This is a genomic window from Pectobacterium hainanensis (assembly GCF_046237015.1).
Taxonomy (GTDB): Bacteria; Pseudomonadota; Gammaproteobacteria; order Enterobacterales; family Enterobacteriaceae; genus JBJYIN01.
Window position 1 is genome coordinate 160833 of record NZ_JBJYIN010000009.1, and the last position, 20102, is coordinate 180934.

17 protein-coding genes are annotated in these 20102 nt (G+C 49.7%); 8 read left to right on the forward strand and 9 right to left on the reverse strand.

Annotated elements, in window-relative coordinates; all coding sequences use genetic code 11:
• Positions 1-138: 138 nt before the first annotated feature.
• The 4 genes from ACKPVM_RS11480 to rtcR all read right to left on the reverse strand — a co-directional run bounded on the left by ACKPVM_RS11480 (position 139) and on the right by rtcR (position 6508).
• Complete coding sequence (locus tag ACKPVM_RS11480) at positions 139-1440, reverse strand: anaerobic C4-dicarboxylate transporter (RefSeq protein WP_409309172.1); 1302 nt, start codon at positions 1438-1440, stop codon at positions 139-141.
• Positions 1441-1662: 222 nt separating this feature from the next.
• Positions 1663-3102 (reverse strand): aspartate ammonia-lyase, encoded by a 1440-nt coding sequence (gene aspA, locus ACKPVM_RS11485; protein ID WP_409309173.1) that lies wholly within the window; start codon positions 3100-3102, stop codon positions 1663-1665.
• A gap of 287 nt (positions 3103-3389) precedes the next feature.
• Positions 3390-4388, reverse strand: a complete 999-nt coding sequence (locus ACKPVM_RS11490; protein ID WP_409309174.1) for a LysR family transcriptional regulator — start codon at positions 4386-4388, stop codon at positions 3390-3392.
• A 527-nt stretch (positions 4389-4915) separates the two neighbouring features.
• On the reverse strand, positions 4916-6508 hold the full coding sequence (gene rtcR, locus ACKPVM_RS11495) for an RNA repair transcriptional activator RtcR (RefSeq protein WP_409309175.1): 1593 nt from the start codon (positions 6506-6508) through the stop codon (positions 4916-4918).
• A gap of 189 nt (positions 6509-6697) precedes the next feature.
• On the opposite strand from rtcR, the gene ACKPVM_RS11500 reads away from it, so the two are divergent.
• From ACKPVM_RS11500 to ACKPVM_RS11520, 5 genes are all read left to right on the forward strand, one after another.
• Entirely contained in the window at positions 6698-7936 is a 1239-nt protein-coding gene (locus ACKPVM_RS11500) for an RtcB family protein (RefSeq protein ID WP_409309176.1), read from the forward strand.
• A 4-nt stretch (positions 7937-7940) separates the two neighbouring features.
• Complete coding sequence (locus ACKPVM_RS11505; RefSeq protein ID WP_409309177.1) at positions 7941-8732, forward strand: nucleotidyltransferase domain-containing protein; 792 nt, start codon at positions 7941-7943, stop codon at positions 8730-8732.
• Positions 8733-8772: 40 nt separating this feature from the next.
• Positions 8773-10116 (forward strand): HEAT repeat domain-containing protein, encoded by a 1344-nt coding sequence (locus ACKPVM_RS11510; protein WP_409309178.1) that lies wholly within the window; start codon positions 8773-8775, stop codon positions 10114-10116.
• A gap of 79 nt (positions 10117-10195) precedes the next feature.
• Positions 10196-10480: a damage-inducible protein J gene (locus ACKPVM_RS11515; protein ID WP_039279271.1), complete on the forward strand. Its 285-nt coding sequence runs from the start codon at positions 10196-10198 to the stop codon at positions 10478-10480.
• Complete coding sequence (locus tag ACKPVM_RS11520) at positions 10477-10782, forward strand: type II toxin-antitoxin system RelE/ParE family toxin (RefSeq protein ID WP_409309179.1); 306 nt, start codon at positions 10477-10479, stop codon at positions 10780-10782. Before ACKPVM_RS11515 ends, ACKPVM_RS11520 begins: the two co-directional genes overlap by 4 nt.
• A 10-nt stretch (positions 10783-10792) precedes the next feature.
• Here ACKPVM_RS11520 and ACKPVM_RS11525 read toward each other — a convergent pair whose 3' ends face one another.
• The gene (locus ACKPVM_RS11525; RefSeq protein WP_409309180.1) at positions 10793-11566 is read right to left on the reverse strand and encodes an HNH endonuclease; all 774 of its coding nucleotides are present in this window, start codon (positions 11564-11566) and stop codon (positions 10793-10795) included.
• A gap of 152 nt (positions 11567-11718) precedes the next feature.
• Between ACKPVM_RS11525 and ACKPVM_RS11530 the strand changes: the two genes are divergently transcribed.
• Positions 11719-12816, forward strand: a complete 1098-nt coding sequence (locus ACKPVM_RS11530) for a DUF1615 domain-containing protein (protein WP_409309181.1) — start codon at positions 11719-11721, stop codon at positions 12814-12816.
• A 76-nt stretch (positions 12817-12892) separates the two neighbouring features.
• Here ACKPVM_RS11530 and ACKPVM_RS11535 read toward each other — a convergent pair whose 3' ends face one another.
• Positions 12893-14842, reverse strand: a complete 1950-nt coding sequence (locus tag ACKPVM_RS11535) for a methyl-accepting chemotaxis protein (RefSeq protein ID WP_409309182.1) — start codon at positions 14840-14842, stop codon at positions 12893-12895.
• A 434-nt stretch (positions 14843-15276) separates the two neighbouring features.
• Between ACKPVM_RS11535 and ACKPVM_RS11540 the strand changes: the two genes are divergently transcribed.
• Both ACKPVM_RS11540 and ACKPVM_RS11545 read left to right on the forward strand, forming a co-directional pair.
• Positions 15277-16131, forward strand: a complete 855-nt coding sequence (locus tag ACKPVM_RS11540; RefSeq protein ID WP_409309183.1) for an ABC transporter ATP-binding protein — start codon at positions 15277-15279, stop codon at positions 16129-16131.
• Positions 16128-16904: an ABC transporter ATP-binding protein gene (locus ACKPVM_RS11545; protein ID WP_409309184.1), complete on the forward strand. Its 777-nt coding sequence runs from the start codon at positions 16128-16130 to the stop codon at positions 16902-16904. Before ACKPVM_RS11540 ends, ACKPVM_RS11545 begins: the two co-directional genes overlap by 4 nt.
• A gap of 40 nt (positions 16905-16944) precedes the next feature.
• Here ACKPVM_RS11545 and ACKPVM_RS11550 read toward each other — a convergent pair whose 3' ends face one another.
• The 3 genes from ACKPVM_RS11550 to rhaD form a co-directional block, all read right to left on the reverse strand.
• Positions 16945-18522, reverse strand: coding sequence for a methyl-accepting chemotaxis protein (locus tag ACKPVM_RS11550; RefSeq protein ID WP_409309185.1), 1578 nt, complete (start codon positions 18520-18522; stop codon positions 16945-16947).
• Between the two features lie 358 nt (positions 18523-18880).
• A complete protein-coding gene (rhaM, locus tag ACKPVM_RS11555; protein WP_409309186.1) occupies positions 18881-19195 on the reverse strand; it encodes an L-rhamnose mutarotase in 315 nt (104 codons plus the stop codon).
• An 82-nt stretch (positions 19196-19277) separates the two neighbouring features.
• A complete protein-coding gene (gene rhaD / locus ACKPVM_RS11560) occupies positions 19278-20102 on the reverse strand; it encodes a rhamnulose-1-phosphate aldolase (protein ID WP_409309187.1) in 825 nt (274 codons plus the stop codon).

Genomic DNA, 20102 nt, shown 5'->3' on the forward strand with positions numbered 1-20102 from the left:
ACTGGCCGGTACGTCATTCGTACATTTTTTCCGAATTGTGCAGTTTAATAACATGAAGAAACCCGTATTTTCTGGTTTCTTCATGGTTTTTAGATAGGGCTAAACGATGATTAATCGTCGACCTGTTTGCGGTACGTACTACAACAGAATGTTGCCAAGGATAAACCCGAATATGACTGACAAGGCAATGGTTAGTACACCGGGGATCAGGAATGAGTGGTTAAACACATATTTCCCAATGCGGGTTGAACCGGTATCGTCCATTTCAACGGCAGCCAGTAACGTGGGGTAGGTTGGCAAAACGAACAGTGCAGACACCGCCGCAAATGATGCGACAGCTGTTACAGGAGAGACACCCAGCATTAATGCCGCTGGCATAAGTGCTTTGGCGGTCGCCGCCTGAGAGTAGAGCAACATGGCAGCAAAAAACATCACGACAGCCAGCATCCACGGATAGCTTTGCAGGAGCGTTCCCGCAGTTTCCTGAATGTCGGTAATGTGTGCTTTAACAAAAGTATCGCCTAACCATGCGACACCCATGACGCAAACACACGCACTCATGCCCGATTTAAACGTACCGGCCGCGAGTATTTTTCCGCTGTCAATTTTACACGTGATGCTGATGAGCGTTGCGATTGTCAGCATAAACACAACGATGGCTTCATTACGCGGCAACACTGGATCGGTAATCAGTTTGACCGTATCGCTGATGGCAGTGGCATAGAATACAACGGCAATGATACCGAGTAAGAACAACAGGACGGAAAGCTTCGCACCCGGTTTGATTTCCTGTGTTTTCGCACTACGTAAAGCAACTTCGCCTTTTTTCAAACGTTCCTGATAAATCTCGTCGTCTTTCAGCTCTTTTCCTAAGAAATTGGTGACGATCGCGGTGAGTAAAACGGCAGCCAGCGTTGTTGGAATGCAGATCCCCAGCAGCAGCAAATAACTGATGCCATAGGGCTCTAGAATTCCCGCAACAAATACCACGGCGGCAGAAATGGGTGACGCGGTGATGGCAACCTGAGAGGCAACTACGGCGATTGACAGCGGACGTGACGGCCTGATGCCTTGTTCTTTGGCGACTTCTGCGATTACCGGTAGGGTTGAGAAGGCGGTATGCCCCGTACCAGCCAATAACGTCATAAAATAAGTGACAATTGGCGCGAGAAAAGTGACGTACTTAGGCTGACGTCGGAGGAGTTTTTCAGCCAGACTGACGAGATAGTCCATGCCTCCAGCCACCTGCATTGCCGCGATGGCGGCGATAACTGCCATGATGATTTCGATGACGTCGAAAGGAATAGCGCCTGGTTTTATATGGAAGCCCAGGGTGAGAATTAATACACCCAGGCCACCCGCAAAGCCAATGCCTATGCCTCCTAGCCGTGCCCCAATATAGATGGCGAACAGCACAATAATGAGTTCTGGAACCAGCATACAATGCTCCTTAAAACAATTTGCTTTATCCGCTATCTTTCATGTCGCTGAGATATTGAACGGTTGATTTCTCTTCCTCCAACCTCTTCCCCTTAGGGAGCGTCATGGCATCCTGAAAATAGCGAACAGAGTATTATTTTGATTTTTATGGTTTTGTTATTATTCCGAAAATAGGCACATGGCGTTAGCCCTGTGCCTCATCGTTAATGGTGAGAAAGGTGATTAAACAGATTCTTTTTCGTCGGTGTAGCGTTTGGCTTTATAAGCCGGATGCATCAGGTTTTGAATAGAGAAGATGTCATCCAGTTGTTCTTCGGTGAGTAACCCACGTTCCAGAACGACTTCACGCACGTTTTTACCTGTTTCAGCACAGATTTTCCCAACAATGTCGCCATTGTGGTGGCCGATGAACGGGTTCAGGTAGGTCACGATGCCGATAGAATTGAAGACATACGTTTCGCATACGTCTTTGTTGGCAGTGATGCCATTAACGCATTTTTCCAATAGGTTACGACAAGCGTTAGACAGAATCTGGATGGATTCGAACATGGCCTGACCAATAACGGGTTCCATCACGTTGAGTTGGAGTTGTCCGGCTTCTGCTGCCATGGTGACGCAGGTATCATTGCCGATGACCTTGAAGCAAACCTGATTAACCACTTCTGGCACGACCGGGTTAACTTTCGCCGGCATAATGGACGATCCTGCTTGCAACTCTGGCAGGTTGATTTCGTTCAGACCGGTACGTGGGCCGGAAGAAAGCAAACGCAGATCGTTACAGATCTTCGACAGTTTGACTGCTACACGTTTAAGCGCGCTATGTACCATTACATAGGCACCGCAATCTGATGTGGCTTCAATCAGATCCTCGGCAGGAACACAGGGTAATCCGCTGACTTTTGCCAGATATTGAACGGCCAAATGCTGGTATTCATCCGGCGTATTCAAACGGGTACCGATTGCCGTTGCACCTAAATTCACTTCCAGCAGCAATTCTGCGGTACGCAGCAGGTTGCGATTTTCTTCTTTCAACAGGATATTGAATGCATGAAATTCCTGACCCAGCGTCATTGGTACGGCATCTTGTAACTGAGTCCGGCCCATTTTCAGAATATTTTCAAATTCTTTCGCTTTCCGTTCAAAGCCTTCACCCAACAGCGTGATTGAATCCACCAATTTCAGGATAGAGCTATAAACGGCCAGACGGAATCCGGTTGGATAAGCATCGTTGGTCGATTGGCATTTGTTCAGATGGTCATTTGGATTAAGGTATTGATATTCGCCTTTTTGGTGCCCCATCAGTTCCAGACCAATATTTGCCAACACTTCGTTGGTATTCATATTGACAGAGGTGCCAGCGCCACCCTGGTAGACGTCAACAGGGAATTGATCCAGGCATTTGCCATTATTCAGCACTTCATCACAAGCCTGAATAATGGTATCAGCAATTTTACGCGGGATGGTTTGTAGTTCCCGGTTTGCTAATGCGGCGGATTTTTTTACCATAACCATCGCACGTACAAATTCGGGAATATCACTGATGGTATTTTCACTGATATAAAAGTTTTCGATAGCCCGCAGGGTGTGAACGCCATAGTACGCATCAGCGGGAACTTCACGTGTACCTAATAGGTCTTCTTCTATACGAATGTTATTTGACATAACTATTATTCCTTTATCTTGCTCGATTGCATTTGATGGTATTTATACCCGTCATACTTCAAGCTGCTTGCGGCGTTAAAAATGCTAACGTTTTACCACGCAATTTGAATTATTTTTGGTATAGCCAATTTGTTAATAAGGTAATACCTGACCCTCACGATTTTATTAAATCGTGATCGAATAATTATTTTATTAGGACGACCAATGACATATACATTTGTCGTCTCATTTAATTTTAAGTTCTATCTACATCGATCACGCGGCCCTAATGATCGAAAAATAAAGCCTTACTGTTCGGTGTTATCTGAATTAATAGAAACCAGCTTTTCTATTCCTCGATTAAGGTTCTCCAGTTTTGGAATAAATACGGTCTTAATAATTTCATGTGTTACATCACAGGCTTCGTCAAAGAATGCGCTGTATTCATCGCGATGTCCGACAATATAAAGTGAACGTTTAATGTTTAACTGATCAGGCATATGTGTCAAAACCTGACGAGAGTAAGTTTCCGACTGTAGAAAACTGATGGGGCTGGTGACAGCCCAGCCGATGCCAGCCGCAACCATGGACGTCAATGTGTCCGCATTATCGAACTCAAGCATATTGGGTACGCGAATATCGATTCTGCGCAAGTAACGTTCAATCTGCATACCGATCTGTGAGTTACGATTAAACCTTACCAGCGGTAGTGCGGCAGACAACTCGCGAATATCTTCGATGGTTTTTATACGTTTGCGATATTCGGGTGGCGTAATAATGAAGTAGCCTTCTGAAAATAGGCGGTAACGCACAACGCCATCGGTGTCGATTAGCGGATCGCTGGTGACGATAAGGTCAAGTTCACGTCGCATCAGCGCTTCACCCTGCTGAGAGCTCAGCCCGGTGCGAATCAACAGCTGTGATGAATTGTTCATCAGGCGCTTAGTGAATATGGGGCCACACGTGATGGCAAAAGAGTCAACCAAACCGATCCGCAAGTCGGGCTTGATGCCTTTCCCGGCTTCCAGAACCTGTGCTTTCAGGTTCGCAATTTCTTCGGTAAGCACTTCTCCCCGATTTTTCAACGCGATACCATAGGGGGTGAGGACAAAAGGGCGTCTCGCCCGATTGACCAACATCACGCCGAATTCCTCTTCCAGTAATCTGATCGTTTGCGAAACGGCAGAGGGGGTCAGACCCAGTCGCGTAGCGGCTGCTGTCATACTCCCTGCCTCAGCCATCGTCACAAAGACGTGGACTGCATACATATCGATCGATTTATTGGCGGACATTATTCGTTTAACCATGTGTTATTGCCTGCGGTATAAGGGAGCTTGCTCAATGAAGCAACGAGATAAACGGTAGTTTACCTCATATTATCCCGCCAGCAGACGCGGTAACTGATGCCAGCTTAGTGAGCAAAATTCGGGAAAAATATAGTCTGTGTCACTGATTAATTTTTTCTTATAACCAGATGTAGTTAATCTGAAAGTAGCAGAAACGTGAAGTATTACCGCGAATGATATAAGTGTTAACAATAGATTAACCTAATGATTATTAATACTATTTCTCTACGGTTTGCTTTCCATTGGTTTTGAAGTAATTTTTTTCTGCAATGCGATGTTGCTTGTTGTTATACCCTTTGCTCGATGTGGTGCCCGGATATGTTGTGTAAGTGTGAGCGAAAAATAAGAGCGCAATGTATCAAATTTTTTGTATTGATCGATAGCCTCTGCCTGAATGATGGGCATACCATCATGTGCATCGCGATGACGCCAGAGGACATTCAATCTGCTTCATCGACAGGCTGAATGCTTCGATGCCACCTTTCATTTCATCCCTTTAGTTTTAACGCTTCCCAACTTAGCCCAAAACGTGCCAGATACTTACGTAGTCGGTCAGCGTCGTTAGGCTTTTGTTTTTGCTGGCGCGAGACGGCGAACAGGCGGCGACCCGCTTCGGAGAGCGAATTAGATGTGCGACAGACATCGAGTACGGTTTCAAGTTGGCGTTGCTCAAAGAGGTCGATGTTAGCAAGTTCTGGCGGCAGTTCGGGGGATAGCGCAACTGCTGGCGTATCGATCTGCCAACTGGTTTGCAGACGGGCAATTTCTTCTTCTACCAGTGCAGCGGTGATGCGACCTTGTTCCGCTAGCGTCGCCATACGGGCGATAGAAGAACCGAGTTCGCGAAAGTTGCCGCGCCAAGCGGCCTGTGGCGAGCAGGTAAAGGTCAGGTAGCGCTGGCGTGCGTCTTTATCGAAACGGATCTGCGTTTGGTGGTCACGCGCAAAGCGTTGCAGCTCGTAGTCAATGTTGGGTTCGATGTCTTCCCGGCGCTCAGCCAGTCCCGGCAGAGGGAACGTCCACATATTGATACGCGCATAGAGATCTTCACGAAATTTACCCTGTGCGATCCACTCGTGCAGATTACGGTGCGTGCCAGCAATCAACTGGAAATCGCTACTGACCTCCTTATCCGAGCCAAACGGTAAAAATCTTTTTTCTTCAATGGCCTTGAGCAACATCGCCTGTTCATCCAGCCCCAGTTCGGCAATTTCATCCAGAAACAGCATGCCGCCATCCGCTTCACGTAACAGCCCCGTTCTTGCCTGTAACGCACCGGTAAATGCCCCCTTTACGTGGCCGAACAACGTTGACATCGCGTTATCGCCGCGCAGCGTGGCACAGTTGACGGCGATGAAGCGACCGCTCACCAAATGGCGCGACTGGCGTAGCTGATAGATGCGCTGTGCCAGAAAGGATTTCCCCGCGCCCGTCGGGCCGGTCAGGAGCATCGGCGCGGTGGAGCGTAGCGCGACACGTTCAATCTGGTCGATCAGCGCGTTAAACGTCGCGTTACGCGTCTCAATGCCAGATTTCAGGAACGAGACGGAACGCTGCTGCTCGTGTTGAAAGCGGCTGGTAAGTGTGGCGTAGCGGCTAAGATCCAGATCGATAATGGAATAGATACCTTGCGGTGCCGGGCGATCCGCTTGTTCTCCCGGCGCGGTTTGCAGCAGTTTGGCGGGTAGGTAGCGGGCTTCCGTCAGTAGGAACCAGCAGATCTGTACGACGTGGGTGCCAGTGGTGATGTGAACAAAATACTCTTCGTTCTCGGTATCGAAGGTATAGCGGCTTGCGAAATCCAGAAAAGCGCTATAGACCTCTTCCAGATTCCACGGATCGCGCAGTTCAACGGTCTGAAGCGTCACCTGCGTCGCGGGTGACACCGAGGCGATATCCTCCGCCACCTGTTGTGCCATTCCCCCGTTACGTGACTGATGCAGCAGTTCCAGTCTATCGACCGGAAAATCGGGTTGCTGGCACAGGCCGACGGTAGGTCGCCACTTTGTCCAGCGATTCTCCCGTTTCCCTCGTTTGTCCAACTTGGTACCGAGTACACCAATAACAACACGACGCTTCATGCTATACCTGATTATAAATTATTATCCTATGGGATAATTTACCTGTTCTGTTTTTCTGGCGCTAGTTTCGGTGTTAAGTTTTTTATTATTTATTTATCAAATGATTATGTTTTATTTTCGTCTTTTTTAGAAAAATGGCACGCCTTTCGCTATGTCTATGGCAAACGACGACAAACAAAGGGAATAAAAATGGAAGAGATGAACACGCAGGATTACGACATGATGTCGCCAGTGAATAGCGCGTCCGTAAAAATGTGGACGCAGGGCGTACCTGTGGAGCCGGAAGCTCGTGACCAACTGCTGAATACGGCCAAAATGCCGTTCATTTTTAAACACCTGGCGGTAATGCCGGATGTGCATCTGGGAAAAGGTTCGACGATTGGTAGTGTGATCCCGACGCGTGGCGCGATTATTCCTGCCGCAGTGGGAGTGGATATCGGATGTGGGATGATTGCCGTGCGTACGTCACTGGTTGCCAGTGACCTGCCTGATAACCTTCTGGGACTGCGTAGCGCGATTGAGCAGGCAGTGCCGCACGGACGTAGTAGCGCAACACGTTCCAAACGTGACGTCGGTTCCTGGCATACCCCGCCGCAGACGGTGGATGTTCACTGGTCATTGCTGGAACCACGTTTTAAACGTTTGACGGATAAATATCCTCAGTTGCTGAAAACCAACAACTATCAGCATCTGGGAACGTTAGGAACCGGTAACCACTTTATTGAGATCTGTCTGGACGAAGCAGATCGCGTGTGGGTGATGTTGCACAGCGGGTCACGTGGCGTCGGTAATGCGATTGGATCGTTGTTCATCAAGCTGGCGCAAGAAGATATGCAGCAGCACATTGCGAATCTGCCGGACCGTAATCTGGCCTATTTCGAGGAAGGTAGCCTGCATTTTGACGATTACATCGAAGCGGTGGAATGGGCACAGGATTTTGCTCGTCATAACCGTGAAGTGATGATGTCGCATACGTTGGCGGCGCTGTCCCGTATTGTGACGAAGCCGTTTACTACTCAGCAGGAAGCCGTGAATTGCCACCATAACTACGTGCAGCGCGAAACGCACTTTGGTGAATCGGTGCTGATCACCCGTAAAGGGGCGGTGTCGGCGCAGAAAGGCCAAATGGGGATTATTCCGGGGTCGATGGGCGCGAAGAGCTTCATCGTGCGTGGATTAGGGAACGAAGAGAGCTTCTGTTCCTGTAGCCACGGTGCGGGGAGAACGATGAGCCGTACTGCGGCGAAAAAACGCTTCACCGTAGCCGATCAGATTCGTGCAACCGCGCACGTTGAATGCAGAAAAGACAGCGACGTGATCGATGAAATTCCGATGGCGTACAAAGATATCGATAAGGTGATGGCGGCACAGTCGTCGCTGGTGGAAATAGTACATACGCTGCGCCAGGTGGTGTGTGTTAAAGGATGAGATCATGATGGAAACGGATTATTGCGTCGATGCTGCCATGCGGACGCGGATAAAATTAGTCTTACAGGATGTAGAAGAACGTTATCAGGTAAAAGTGCTTTATGCCTGTGAATCGGGCAGCCGTGGCTGGGGATTTGCCTCCCCGGACAGCGACTACGACGTGCGATTTCTCTACGTGCATCGTCCTGAGTGGTATTTGCGCGTTGAAGCGCAGCGCGATGTGATAGAGCTACCCATCGACGATGAGCTGGATGTCTGCGGTTGGGAATGGCGTAAAGCGCTCGGTTTACTCAAGCGAGCTAACCCGACGTTGATAGAGTGGCTGGATTCTCCCGTTGTCTATCAGGAAGAACGGGAGGCCATGTCCGCGCTTCGGGCGGCGGTGCCGACGTGGTTCTCGCCGTCCAAGGCGCGCTGGCACTATCTGTCGATGGCGCGTAAAAACTTTCGCGGTTACCTGCAAGGCGACATGGTTCGCCTAAAAAAGTATTTCTACGTTTTGCGTCCGTTGCTGGCAGTACGCTGGATAGAAGCTGGAAAAGGTATGCCGCCCATGCGTTTTTCGCAGTTGCTTGCAGGAACGGTGGACGATCCACGTCTGCTGGCTGAAGTTCATCAACTGCTGGCGATCAAACAGCGCTCGGGGGAGGCGGAATACGGTCCGCGTCGGGATGTTATCCACGCGTTCATCATGCAGATGCTGAACGATGCCGATAGTCCGGCAATGTTGCCAGACAGTAAGGCTGTTGATGATTCGGTGCTGGATGCACTCCTGTATCGGGCTGTGATGGCGTAAGGCCCCTGTGGGACAATGGAAAAAGAAGAGGGCAGGGAATATGGAATCATGTGACTCACTCCTACATCAGTTGGACAAGCTGCTGGCATCGTCAGATAACGACTATCAGCCTGCGCAGTCAGGCTCGCTAGGTGAGGCATCGCGCCTCATCGGGCTCACTCGCCACTATAACGGTCATATCCGGCAGTGTGCGGTGCGGTGTCTGGGCCTCATGGATGAGGTCTCTGCATTACCGGCGATGATTGAACGAGTGAACGACTGGGCAGAACCAGTACGTCGATCGGCCAGACAGAGTGTGAGACGGCTATTAACGTCGTATAACGCAGCACATTTTGTTGAAAACTTGCCTGCGATTTTCTGGCTGTTGCAGTGCCAGCGGGAAAATCATCAGCCGTTGGTCGATGATATCGTGAGTTTTCTGGCCGAGGAGGCGCACGCGCCGTCGCTACTCGTGGGGTTGTGCTCGGAAGATAAAACGGTTGCCAGGTTAGCGCTGGATATTCTGGTTGAATGTGAGCTGTTTCCGCTGAGGCAGATCTTCACTCAGGCGATGTTGCATCACGACCCTTTGGTCAGAGTGAATGCGATGCAATATCTGCTCAGGTCGGGTCGGGATGTCGATCATGACGTGATAACGATCCTGTTAAAAGACACATTCGCACCAATCAAACAGGTCGCGTTGCAATATGTGATGGAACAAGCTTTTCCCGTATCCACGGCTCTGCTGATTACCTTATTGTTTGATAAGAATGCCTTGGTACGTCAGCGTGCCTCAGCGTTACTGCGTGAACGAAACGACGATCCGGTCATGCACTATCTTGCCGCGCGGGATCGGGCAACGACAGTGACGGTACAAAAAATCACGCTGTGGGGACTGGATGAACATCGTTATGACGGCATTGTGGCGCTGGCGGAGCGCAGTCTGGATGAGCGATACCCCAGCCTTTATTACAGCGCCTTGCGTATTCTTCTTCAGCATACGGGTGACGATGCGCGTGAACCGTTGTTGGCTTCTCTGCGCCATCCTTCAATTGCTATTGCGAAGGTTGCACGGAAGCTGTTTTACCAACAGAAAATCTATCTGTCGCTGCCCGAACTTCAGCGCTGTATGGAAAGCCCGTCTTCCCGAGAACATGTTGAGATCTACTACTTTTTAGCGCACAAGCTGAACAAGTGGGATTGGCTGGTGTTCCTGCTGGATAACGTTAAACTAGAGAATCTGGCGCTAACGCAGGCTGGCGTGGCGAACTGGATAGAGAGGTTCAACCGTTCGGGCATACTGCCGAATACCCGACAGCAGGCGCGTTTGCGGACGCTGCTTGATGAACATCCTCACGTTATCTCACGTGAAAGCTCGTATATCGCCCTGTTTTTGTATAGCTAATGTTCGTATGAAAAAAGAACAGGAAAAAATGGAGATGATCGCGTAAAGTGACAACACAATTGACACCACGGAGGCGGAAATGAGTACTATCCATTTCAGAATCGATGAAGAAACCAAGCAACTAGCGATGCAGGCAGCGGATCGTCATCAGGTGAGCCTGACGGAGTTGATGCGACAACGTGCAGAGGAATTGGCAGAAGAAGAGCGTCAGTATCAGCGTAACGCCGGTGATGAATGGCTCGAAGCGCAGATTCAGGAAGCGTTTTCTCGTTATGATGCGGGTGAAGGTGAGTTCGTCAGTAATGAGGACGTCAGCCAGAGAATGGATGCATTGAAAGCGCGGGCGGCACGGGGTGAACTGTGACATTTAAGGTCCGATGGGAAAAACAGTCGCTGACAGATCGTGAAGGGATATACCGCTATTTATATAAAGAGGCGGAACTGAATGTGGCGAATGCGGCGGATGAAAAGTTTATCTCATCGGTATCTTTGCTCGAAGTCACACCAGAAGCTGGCATTGATATCGGAAAATCAGGGGAGAGGCGAAAACTGGTCCTGACGCGATTTCCCTTCATCATTATTTATGCATTCAAGAGAAAGTTAAACGAAGTGCATATCCTGCGTATATTGCATACTTCCCGCAAGCTATCGGCGTCTTACCGATAACGTATTTCCCCTACCCCAGAAAAATATGCTCGCGATGGTACGCCATCTGTGACAGGTCCGGTGGGTAGGCGTCTGGCAGATGGATTTGCTTACCTTCGTACTGGGCGAAATTGACGTCGCTGATGGCGCTTTTCAGCTTTTTGATGCGCGGAGAAAGCAGCATTTCTAGCGAATCATTGAAGCTGATGAGTCCCATATCAAAGGCTTTGTCGTGCAGGTTGGACAAGCAAAGGCCGTTGCTGGGATTGAGGCGGTGCTCCGCTGCCGTTTTCCACGGGCGAATGTGGCTGGCGACCAACAGCGCGGGCTCTTCCAGTCCGGTCACGCAGCAACGTTCGCCGTAGTTGCTGAGTACGCGTTTGCGAAATAATTGCTGACCGATGCGGGTTTTTACCTGCGCGAGGCGCTCACCGCCGTGATAGTCGTGAATCTCTTCTTCAGTATGTCTGGCTGGCGGTGTTGTTACTGCCTCGGCTTCAAGGGCGGTCATAGCCTGTTGGCACTGCTGTTCAAATAACTCAGGATTGTTGTCCATTTCCTGCCACAGTGCACGGTCGGCGTTGGAAGCACCGCGCAATCCAGTGCGGCCTGAGTCGATAATAAACGGGTCGAGGCTGGCAAGGTTAACCAGCTTCATTGCCAGTGCCGAAGGTGTGCGGTTAATCAACGCGGCGTAGCGAATAATGTCGGGATTACGCGAATGCAGCCTGCCAAATGGCAACTGACTGTACAGCGTGAAGGCGATCAGTAACTGATCCCGCGTCCAATGGTTAGTGGCAGCCATACGTGTGTCGTCCGTTCGTTAGTGCATTCGATTAGTGATAGCGCTAACTATGCCAGGTCAGTACGTAAAATGCATGTGCTGACTCCGGCTGGATAATTGGCGCAGGCTGCGCTAACGTTCTGGCAGCCTTTCCACCATGATGCCGAGAGATTATGCCCCGTTCCTCTATTTCCTTGCTTCGTCCCTTGTGTGCTCTGGCTCTGCTGGTGCTGGCCGGTTGTGCCAGTGAGACGGCGACGACGCCAGAATCGCGGCCTGGGGATGTTCGTGCTCAGTTACTCAAGCTATTGCCTGACAACGTGAAAGATCGTCAGGGCTGGGCGACGGATATCGCCACTGCATTTGCCACACAGGGGCTTGATCCCAGTAATGAAAATCTGTGTTCGGTGCTCGCGGTGACTGAACAGGAATCGACGTTTAATGCCGATCCACCGGTACCGAATCTGTCGAAAATCGCCTGGCAGGAGATCGACCGCCGTGCGGAGAAAGTTCATGTTCCGGCGTTTCTGGTGCGCACCGCGCTACTCATCAAATCCCCTAACGGAAAAAGTTACAATGAGCGGCTCGATAAGGTACGCACGGAAAAAGAGCTCAGTGCGATCTTTGATGATTTTATCAATATGGTGCCGATGGGGCAGACGCTGTTTGGTCGGCTGAATCCGGTACATACGGGCGGACCGATGCAGGTGAGCATCGCCTTTGCCGAAGCGAACGCGAAGGGCTATCCGTATACCGTAGACGATACCCTTCGTCGTGAAGTTTTCAGCCGTCGCGGCGGGATGTATTTTGGTATCAAGCATTTGCTGGGTTATCCGGCGAATTATCCACAGTCCATTTATCGATTCGCCGATTTCAACGCAGGCTGGTATGCCAGCCGGAATGCGGCGTTCCAGCGTGCCGTCAGCCGCCTGACCGGGGTTAAACTGGCGCTGGATGGCGATGTGATCAATTACAGTTCGGATAAGGCCAGCGCTACGGAACTGGCGGTGCGTGCGTTGGGGAAACGGCTGGACATGAGCGACAGCGCGATTCGTCGTGCGCTGGAGAAGGGAAATAGCCTCGATTTTGAAGACACCAGCCTGTACAAACGCGTCTTTGCGCTGGCGGATAAATCGGGAGTAAAAGCGCCTCGGGCCATTCTGCCGGGGATCACGCTGGAAAGCCCGAAAATCACCCGTAAACTCACCACTGCATGGTTCGCCAAACGGGTCGATGATCGTCGGCAACGGTGTTTAGCCCGGGGACGATGAGGCGTGGTTGATATGTCCCGATATGAGCCAGAATGTAGACAATCACAAGGCCTTCCAGACCTTGTGATTGCTGCGTTTAGCTGACCAGTAATGTGTTTTGCAACGGTATGACTGGTTTCGCTTCATCGACCTTAAAGCGGCTGACCAGCGTTTCCATTTCTATCGCTTGCTCATCCAGTAGTTGGCTGGCAACGGAGGCTTGAGAAACCAGCGTGGCATTTTGCTGAGTGACCATTTCTAACTGGTTAAGTGCCTCGTTTATCTGAGAAATTCCCAGCGATTGTTCGTCGGCAGCAGTAGCGATCTCGTTAACCAAATCGCGCACTTTACGGGTTTCTGAAATGATGTCGTTCAACCCTTGGTTAGATTGATTCACCAGTGCTGTCCCTTCGTTAACGCTGGAGATACTATCGGCGATCAGCGTACGAATTTTGTTTGCCTCATCTGCGCTACGCTGCGACAACTGACGTACTTCTGCTGCCACCACAGAGAAACCACGCCCATGCTGTCCCGCACGAGCGGCTTCAACGGCAGCATTCAGGGCCAATAGGTTAGTCTGGAAGGCGATACCATCAATTGCAGCAATCACCGCGTTGACTCGTTGGCTGGTATCCTGAATCCGACTCATTGCACTGCTGGCTGAAGCTGTAATGTCACCGACTTGACGAGCTTGCCTGTCCACTTCTGTTGTCAGTTGGCGAGCCTGTCCCGCAAAATCGGCGGTTTGTTTTACGGTGGCGGTGATTTCTTCCATACTGCTGGCGGTTTCTACCAATGAAGACGATTGTTCTTCGGTTCGCTGTGCCAGATCCTGATTGCCATTGGCAATTTCGCTGCTGGCTTTTCCAATCGTGCGGGCGCTATTTTTAATACTGACCACCATCGCGGCGATGTTTTCGAGAGAATGGTTATAAGCCTGATTCAACTGTGAGAGCTCATCGGTTCCAGGCACCAGCAGGCGACGGGTTAAATCTCCACCCATTTCACGAATAGTCGTGAGGGTTTGCTGAAGTTGGCCGTTGATGCTGCGCATGATCATCACTGCTAATCCGACTGCCATAATCAGAGACATCAACGCGCCTGCCAGATAGCTTATCCAGGATTGACGGGCATCTGATGCAAGATCTTTTACCTGTTCTGTCAGATTTGACGCGGCGATGTACTCTACTTTTTTCAACTCGTCTATTTTGGCGCTTTGTTGGTTGAACCACTCGCTGGCATCAATGGCAAAATCGCCATTTGGCGAAGTAATCGCTTTGTTTCGCATCTGTAACGCATCTTGTGCAGACGCCGTGCCGATGGCCTGATCGAAGGCCTGACGCAAATCGGTATTGGCAAGCATACGATAGGCGTTGATATAAGCGTCTTCACGACCAATAAGCTGGTTTAAGTGTTCAAACAGCCCGTTAGAAAAGCGATTGGCGGAAAACACATTAGACAGCACTGCGCGTTCAAGCCCCGCCTGTTCTTTGACATTCAGTAGGGTGTAATAGGCAGCAATGCGTTGCGTCACGCTACCTTCACTAACCAGATGGGTCATTTCCCCAACAATATTTAACAGGTGACCGACTGACGCCGAGTAGTAACCTAACGCCTGTGTGACGGAAATAGACAGATTATCAACCTGATGACGAAGTTCTCCGATTTGTTGCTGGCGCTGAGTAAGCGAGGCAAGCTCTTTACTCAATGCAGTACCGAGGATGTTTTTATCAATATGTTCAATGGTTTTAGCTAACTTATTCTGAGCGTCATTTGTGGCTTTACGTTGCTCGGCAAGTTCGGTGCCGAATTTTTCACCCTGACTACCGAAATAGCCCGCACTCATACCCCGTTCGCGCTGTAACTGATGGGCTAATTCGCCTGAGTCATTGGCAAGAATGATCAGTTGCTCCATCCGAAGCATTTCATTTTCGATATGCCTGCGTTCAACAACGCCGGCGCTACTAAACCAGAGTAATGCTAATAACGTGGGAAATAAGGCGAGGAGGAATTTGTTGCGTATCGAAATGCGATGAAAAAATGCCATTGGCATACTCCATGGTTTGTTAGCGATGAGTCGCCTTTTCCTGATGAAAACGGTTCTTCAAGGTCAGATTAATTGTAAGTTTAGTTTCGGCAAGCTAGAACAATAGTTTATAGCGGCGGCTTTGTTTACTTAAAAAAAGAGGTTTGTCCTGTTTGTTGTTGGATTACATTTGCACGTTTTGTTCAGCATTGATACCGAGTTATATAACCACGAAACACCAATCCAGTTGTTTTCTCTGTGCTGCATCATGTTTTTGGGGGTCATATCAAGGCTGATGCCGATCGGTATTTGTTAAAATAACGACCACTATCTGACCGTATTTCCTACACGCTACTATTTATATCTTCGTCAGGCTGCCCGCTGTTTGGGCGCGGATTATTTCATACATAGCGAGGCGGTCTGCATGTTGTATTGGAGCCATGAGAGGCTTACCGATGAACGATTTATTACGCGTTGAGAACTTACAGGTTGTGCTGAGGGAGGGAAAGCAAACGCTGCTGAGCGATATCGCTTTTTCGCTGCCGCATCATGCTTGTCTCGGCATTGTAGGGGAAAGCGGCAGTGGGAAAAGCCTCACTTGTCGGGCCTTGATGGGGCTTTTGGGGGGGCAATTTATTTGCTCAGGGCAAGCCTGGTTGAATGATACGGATTTGTTGGCGCAAAGGCCGGAGGCGATGAGGCAACTGCGTGGAAAAACGATCGGTATGATTTTGCAACAACCGATGACGGCATTCGATCCTTTGCAATCGGTTGGCAACCAGATGGTGGAAACGTTTAGAACGCACCTGAGGTTGAGTCGTCATGACGCTCGGGAACGGGCATTATTGATGATGCAGCATGTTCGTTTACGCGATGTCAGTGCCTTGTTTGATCGGTATCCCAGCCAAATTAGTGGCGGCATGTTGCAGCGCATTATGATCGCGATCGCGCTGGCGCTAGAACCCCAATTGCTCATTGCCGATGAGCCGACCACCGCACTGGATTCCATCACGCAGCATGACATCATGCAGGCGTTTAGCGATATTCGTGAGCGTCTTGGGACCACGATGATCTTTATTTCCCATGATTTTGGCGTGGTGAGTCGTATCGCTGACCGTGTCGTGGTGATGCATCAGGGGAAGGTGGTGGAACAAGGGGCGGTACAGCGGGTGTTACACCTGCCCCAGCATGAACATACACGTTATCTGGTGGCTTCCCGACAAGCTTTACAGCAGCGTTATCAGGGACTGGTCGCGGTATCGCCGCACAGGCGTGTTGCTGAGGCGCATGAGGCGATAGACGCACGATGAATACATTGGTTGATGTTGAGCAGGTGAGCCATGGTTACCGGTCAGAAAACGGTGGCGGGTGGGTACCCGTGCTGAATGAGGTATCGTTCAGCATAAGAAAAGGGGAATGTCTGGGAATTGTAGGGGAAAGCGGTAGCGGGAAAAGTACGCTTGGACGCATCTTACTCGGATTAGAAGTGCCAAAAGATGGGCACGTTCGGTTGGCGGGACAATCGCTTTACACGCCGTTGCGCTTTTGGCAGCGTCATCACAAAATCCAAACGCGTGTGAGTGCGGTGTTTCAGGACTATACCTCGTCTGCTAATCCGTTAATGAACGTATGGGATATTGTCGCTGAACCTTTACGTGTTCGTGGCGTGGTACAACGTGATGAACTGCAATCTCGAGTGGCGGCGCTGCTGGTGCAGGTCGGCTTAACACCGGATCTGGCTGTACGTTTTCCGCATCAGTTAAGCGGGGGGCAAATGCAGCGTGTTTGCATCGCAAGAGCGATTGCCAGTGAACCACAGTTTATCGTGTTAGATGAAGCCGTGAGTGCATTAGACGTATCGATCCAGGTGCAAATTCTGGATTTACTGGCGGAGTTGCGTGAGAGCCTCGCGTTAACCTACCTGTTTATCAGCCACGATGTGGCTGCGGTGGCTTATTTGTGTCAGCGAGTGATTTTTTTGCAATCGGGGCGGGTGATTGAACGGGTCGAGGATATGGATTCGCTGGGGAAAGTTCAGCATCCTTATGCGCGGCAGTTACTGCAATCAGTGATGACATTTTGAGCCGAGGCCCGACGGCGATGACCGCCGGGCTGTTGGTTTATTAATTAATTCTTAGTACGTCGTCCTGACGAACTTTGAAGAAACGCACCGCATCCCGCAATTGTTCACCCTGTTCGGTCATGGACTGTGCGGCAGTCGCGGATTGTTCGACCAGCGCGGCGTTTTGCTGGGTGACCTGATCCATCTGTTCGACGGCAACACTGATCTCTTTGATACCGATATGTTGTTCATCTGATGCCTGAGAAATCTCTGCCACGATATCCGTGACTTTGCGTACCGATTCGACGATTTCAGCCATCGCTTTGCTCGCGCTGTCTGCTCGCTGTGAGCCATCGGTAATTTTATCGACGGTACCTTCAATCAGCACTTTGATTTCTTTAGCCGCATCGGCGCTTTTCTGTGCCAGCGTACGCACTTCTCCGGCGACCACCGCAAAGCCTTTGCCTTCGCTTCCTGCTCGGGCCGCTTCGACGGCGGCGTTCAGGGCCAGAATATTGGTCTGGAACGCAATGCCTTCAATGACGGAAATAATGTTGACTATTTTCTGTGAACTGTCGGAAATTTCATTCATGCGTTTCAGCATGTCATCCACAATCGCGCCACCCTGAGAGGCAGTTTTTGAGGTTTGCTGCGCTAATTCGCTCGCTTCTTTGGCGTTATCCGCATTTTGCCTAACGGTATGTGTCAGCTGTTGCATATTGGCGGAAGCCTGAATCAGCGATGCCGCCTGTTCTTCGGTGCGTTGTGACAGGTCACTATTGCCTTGAGCAATCTCGTTTGACGCCAGCGTGATGGATTCGCTGCCACGCATGATGGTATGAATGGTATTCATCAACTGCTGGTTGGTATGGCTGATCGTGGCAAGGAGGCTGCTATCGTCTCCCTGACGCAGTTTGATCTCTGTTGTGAGATTCCCCTGAGCAATTTCGTTCATGATCTCCGTTGCGTAATTGGGTTCTCCCCCTAATTGTCGAGAGATATTACGGGCGATAATAGTGGCGATAACTCCTGTTGCGAGCAGTGCCAGCAGTAATAACCCCCAGACATAGTATTGTGAATTCCGGTAAGTGGCATCGGCATTTTCGACGATGCCTCTTGCCGTAGTGATTTCCATCTCGCCCAGTTTCGCCAAATCCTTCATCAATTGACTGCGATATTGAGAAGAAACTGCACCGCTGATTCTACTGGCTTCGGCGAGATCGCCGCGATTAACGGCATCAATCACGTTGACGTTGACCGCATTGAAGTTTTTAAAGTTTTCGCCGATTTGTTGCACGAGTGCTTTTTTGTCTTCCCCACTGACAATTATCTGATAGTTTTTAAATGCATTGAGGAAAATATCGGCATTTTGTAATAGTTCAACCCGATGACCTTCACGTTCTTCGGGCGTTTTTGAGTCGATGTACTGTATTTGTTGTAGCCGTGCTTCTGACATGACGCCGCGCATGACCAGGCTATAACGTACTCCTGGCAGACTGTTGCTGCTTAAATCATCAATACGAGAATTATTTATACTAAGCTGTAATAGCGAGACGATGCCCAATAACAGCATCATGACGATCAAAATTGAAAACCCAAGTAGTAGCTTGGCGAATACAGTTAATTGAGAGAATTTCATAACGGTAGTTAGATCGAAGAGAAGTGGTTTCATTGGTAACGGCAGGGAGAACCATAACTTTATAATCGGTAAGTTGTTAATCCATATTATTCCTGTAAATAATACTTAATTGTCATATTTTTGCTTTTATAAAGATAAAGTTCTGTTTTTTATGGATAACATGATTGCTAATAATATCAGTTGGTGACTTTTTATCTTATTCCATACCTTGTGTGTTATTTGTTCATTAGTAATGAATAGGTTAATAAAGATGGAGTGTAAATAATAAAATAAATAACGGTTATGACTAATGATATTAATCATAACCGATGCTGACTGAAATTAATCACGAAAGGGTGATGACATTGAAATGATATTGTCAGTCCAGATAAAACACGGGCTGTAATTCTTCACTCACTGGACTGTTATCTGGATTGGCTGGCATCACTTCTGTCATGTGTTTCCACCAGCGCTGACAGATTTCCGTTTGTGCTACCGCGTTCCAGCGTGCTTCGGATTCTATTTCAACATAGGCAAATAACAGGTTGCGCTGTTTATCCAGAAAAATACTGTAGTGGTGAGCCCCGTGTGCTTTCAGGACATCGGCCAGTTCTGGCCAAATAGGGTTATGTCGATGCTCATATTCAGCATGGCATTCAGGGAAAACAGACATCACAAAGGCTTTACGTAGCATGGTTGCCCTCCAGCAATCGATCAGATACTGGCGTCATGGAGAGAAATCCATGACGCCATTTCACCCAGTGGGTCGGGGCAGGCTAGATGTTTAACGCGGCTGCCAGCGGCGTGACGCCAAATCGCTTACCTAAGGCAATCAATTCTTCGGTCGAAATAGTTTGTTTCTTGCCGCCCATCGATCGGACTTTTACCATCACTTCTGCTGACTTCTCAGCGGTATCGATCAAGCCGAATGTTTCATCGAGCGTTGGGCCACTGCCGAAAATACCGTGGAACGGCCAGAGCACCAGCGAATGGCGTTGCATTTGCTCTGATGTTGCATCGCCGATAGCATCCGTACCTGGCACCATCCATGGAACAATCCCGACACCATCTGGGAACACAACCAGACATTCGGTGCTGCCTTCCCACAATTCACGGGTAAAGGCGGCGGTGTTCAGTTCCAGCACATAGCTAAGTGCAATCAGGTTCGTGGCGTGACAATGCATAATAATGCGGTCACGCCCGTTTGTGACCTTCATGCGTACAATGTGCGATTGAAAGTGAGAAGCCAGTTCTGATGTTGGCAACCCTCCGTTCGCCAGTCCCCAGAAGATACGATAGCCTTTACCATCGTGATCAACTTGTAGCACGACCAGTGAGTCTGCGGGATCTAACTGGACGTTACGGAAAAATTTGCCCGAGCCAGTAACGATGAACCAATGTCCAGCCAGTTCAGGCATGGCCTGACTTAACGTTTCATGGCGGGGCTGCGGATAAAATTCACTTTCGTAGGGCGTCACATCCTCTGACGTCAGACGCAGGCTGACGTTGCCGCCGTTACGCTCATCCCAGCCTTTGAGCCACATGTCGCTGGTGGCTTTAATCATGCCCTGTACGAACCAGGAAGAAAGAATTGCTTGCAT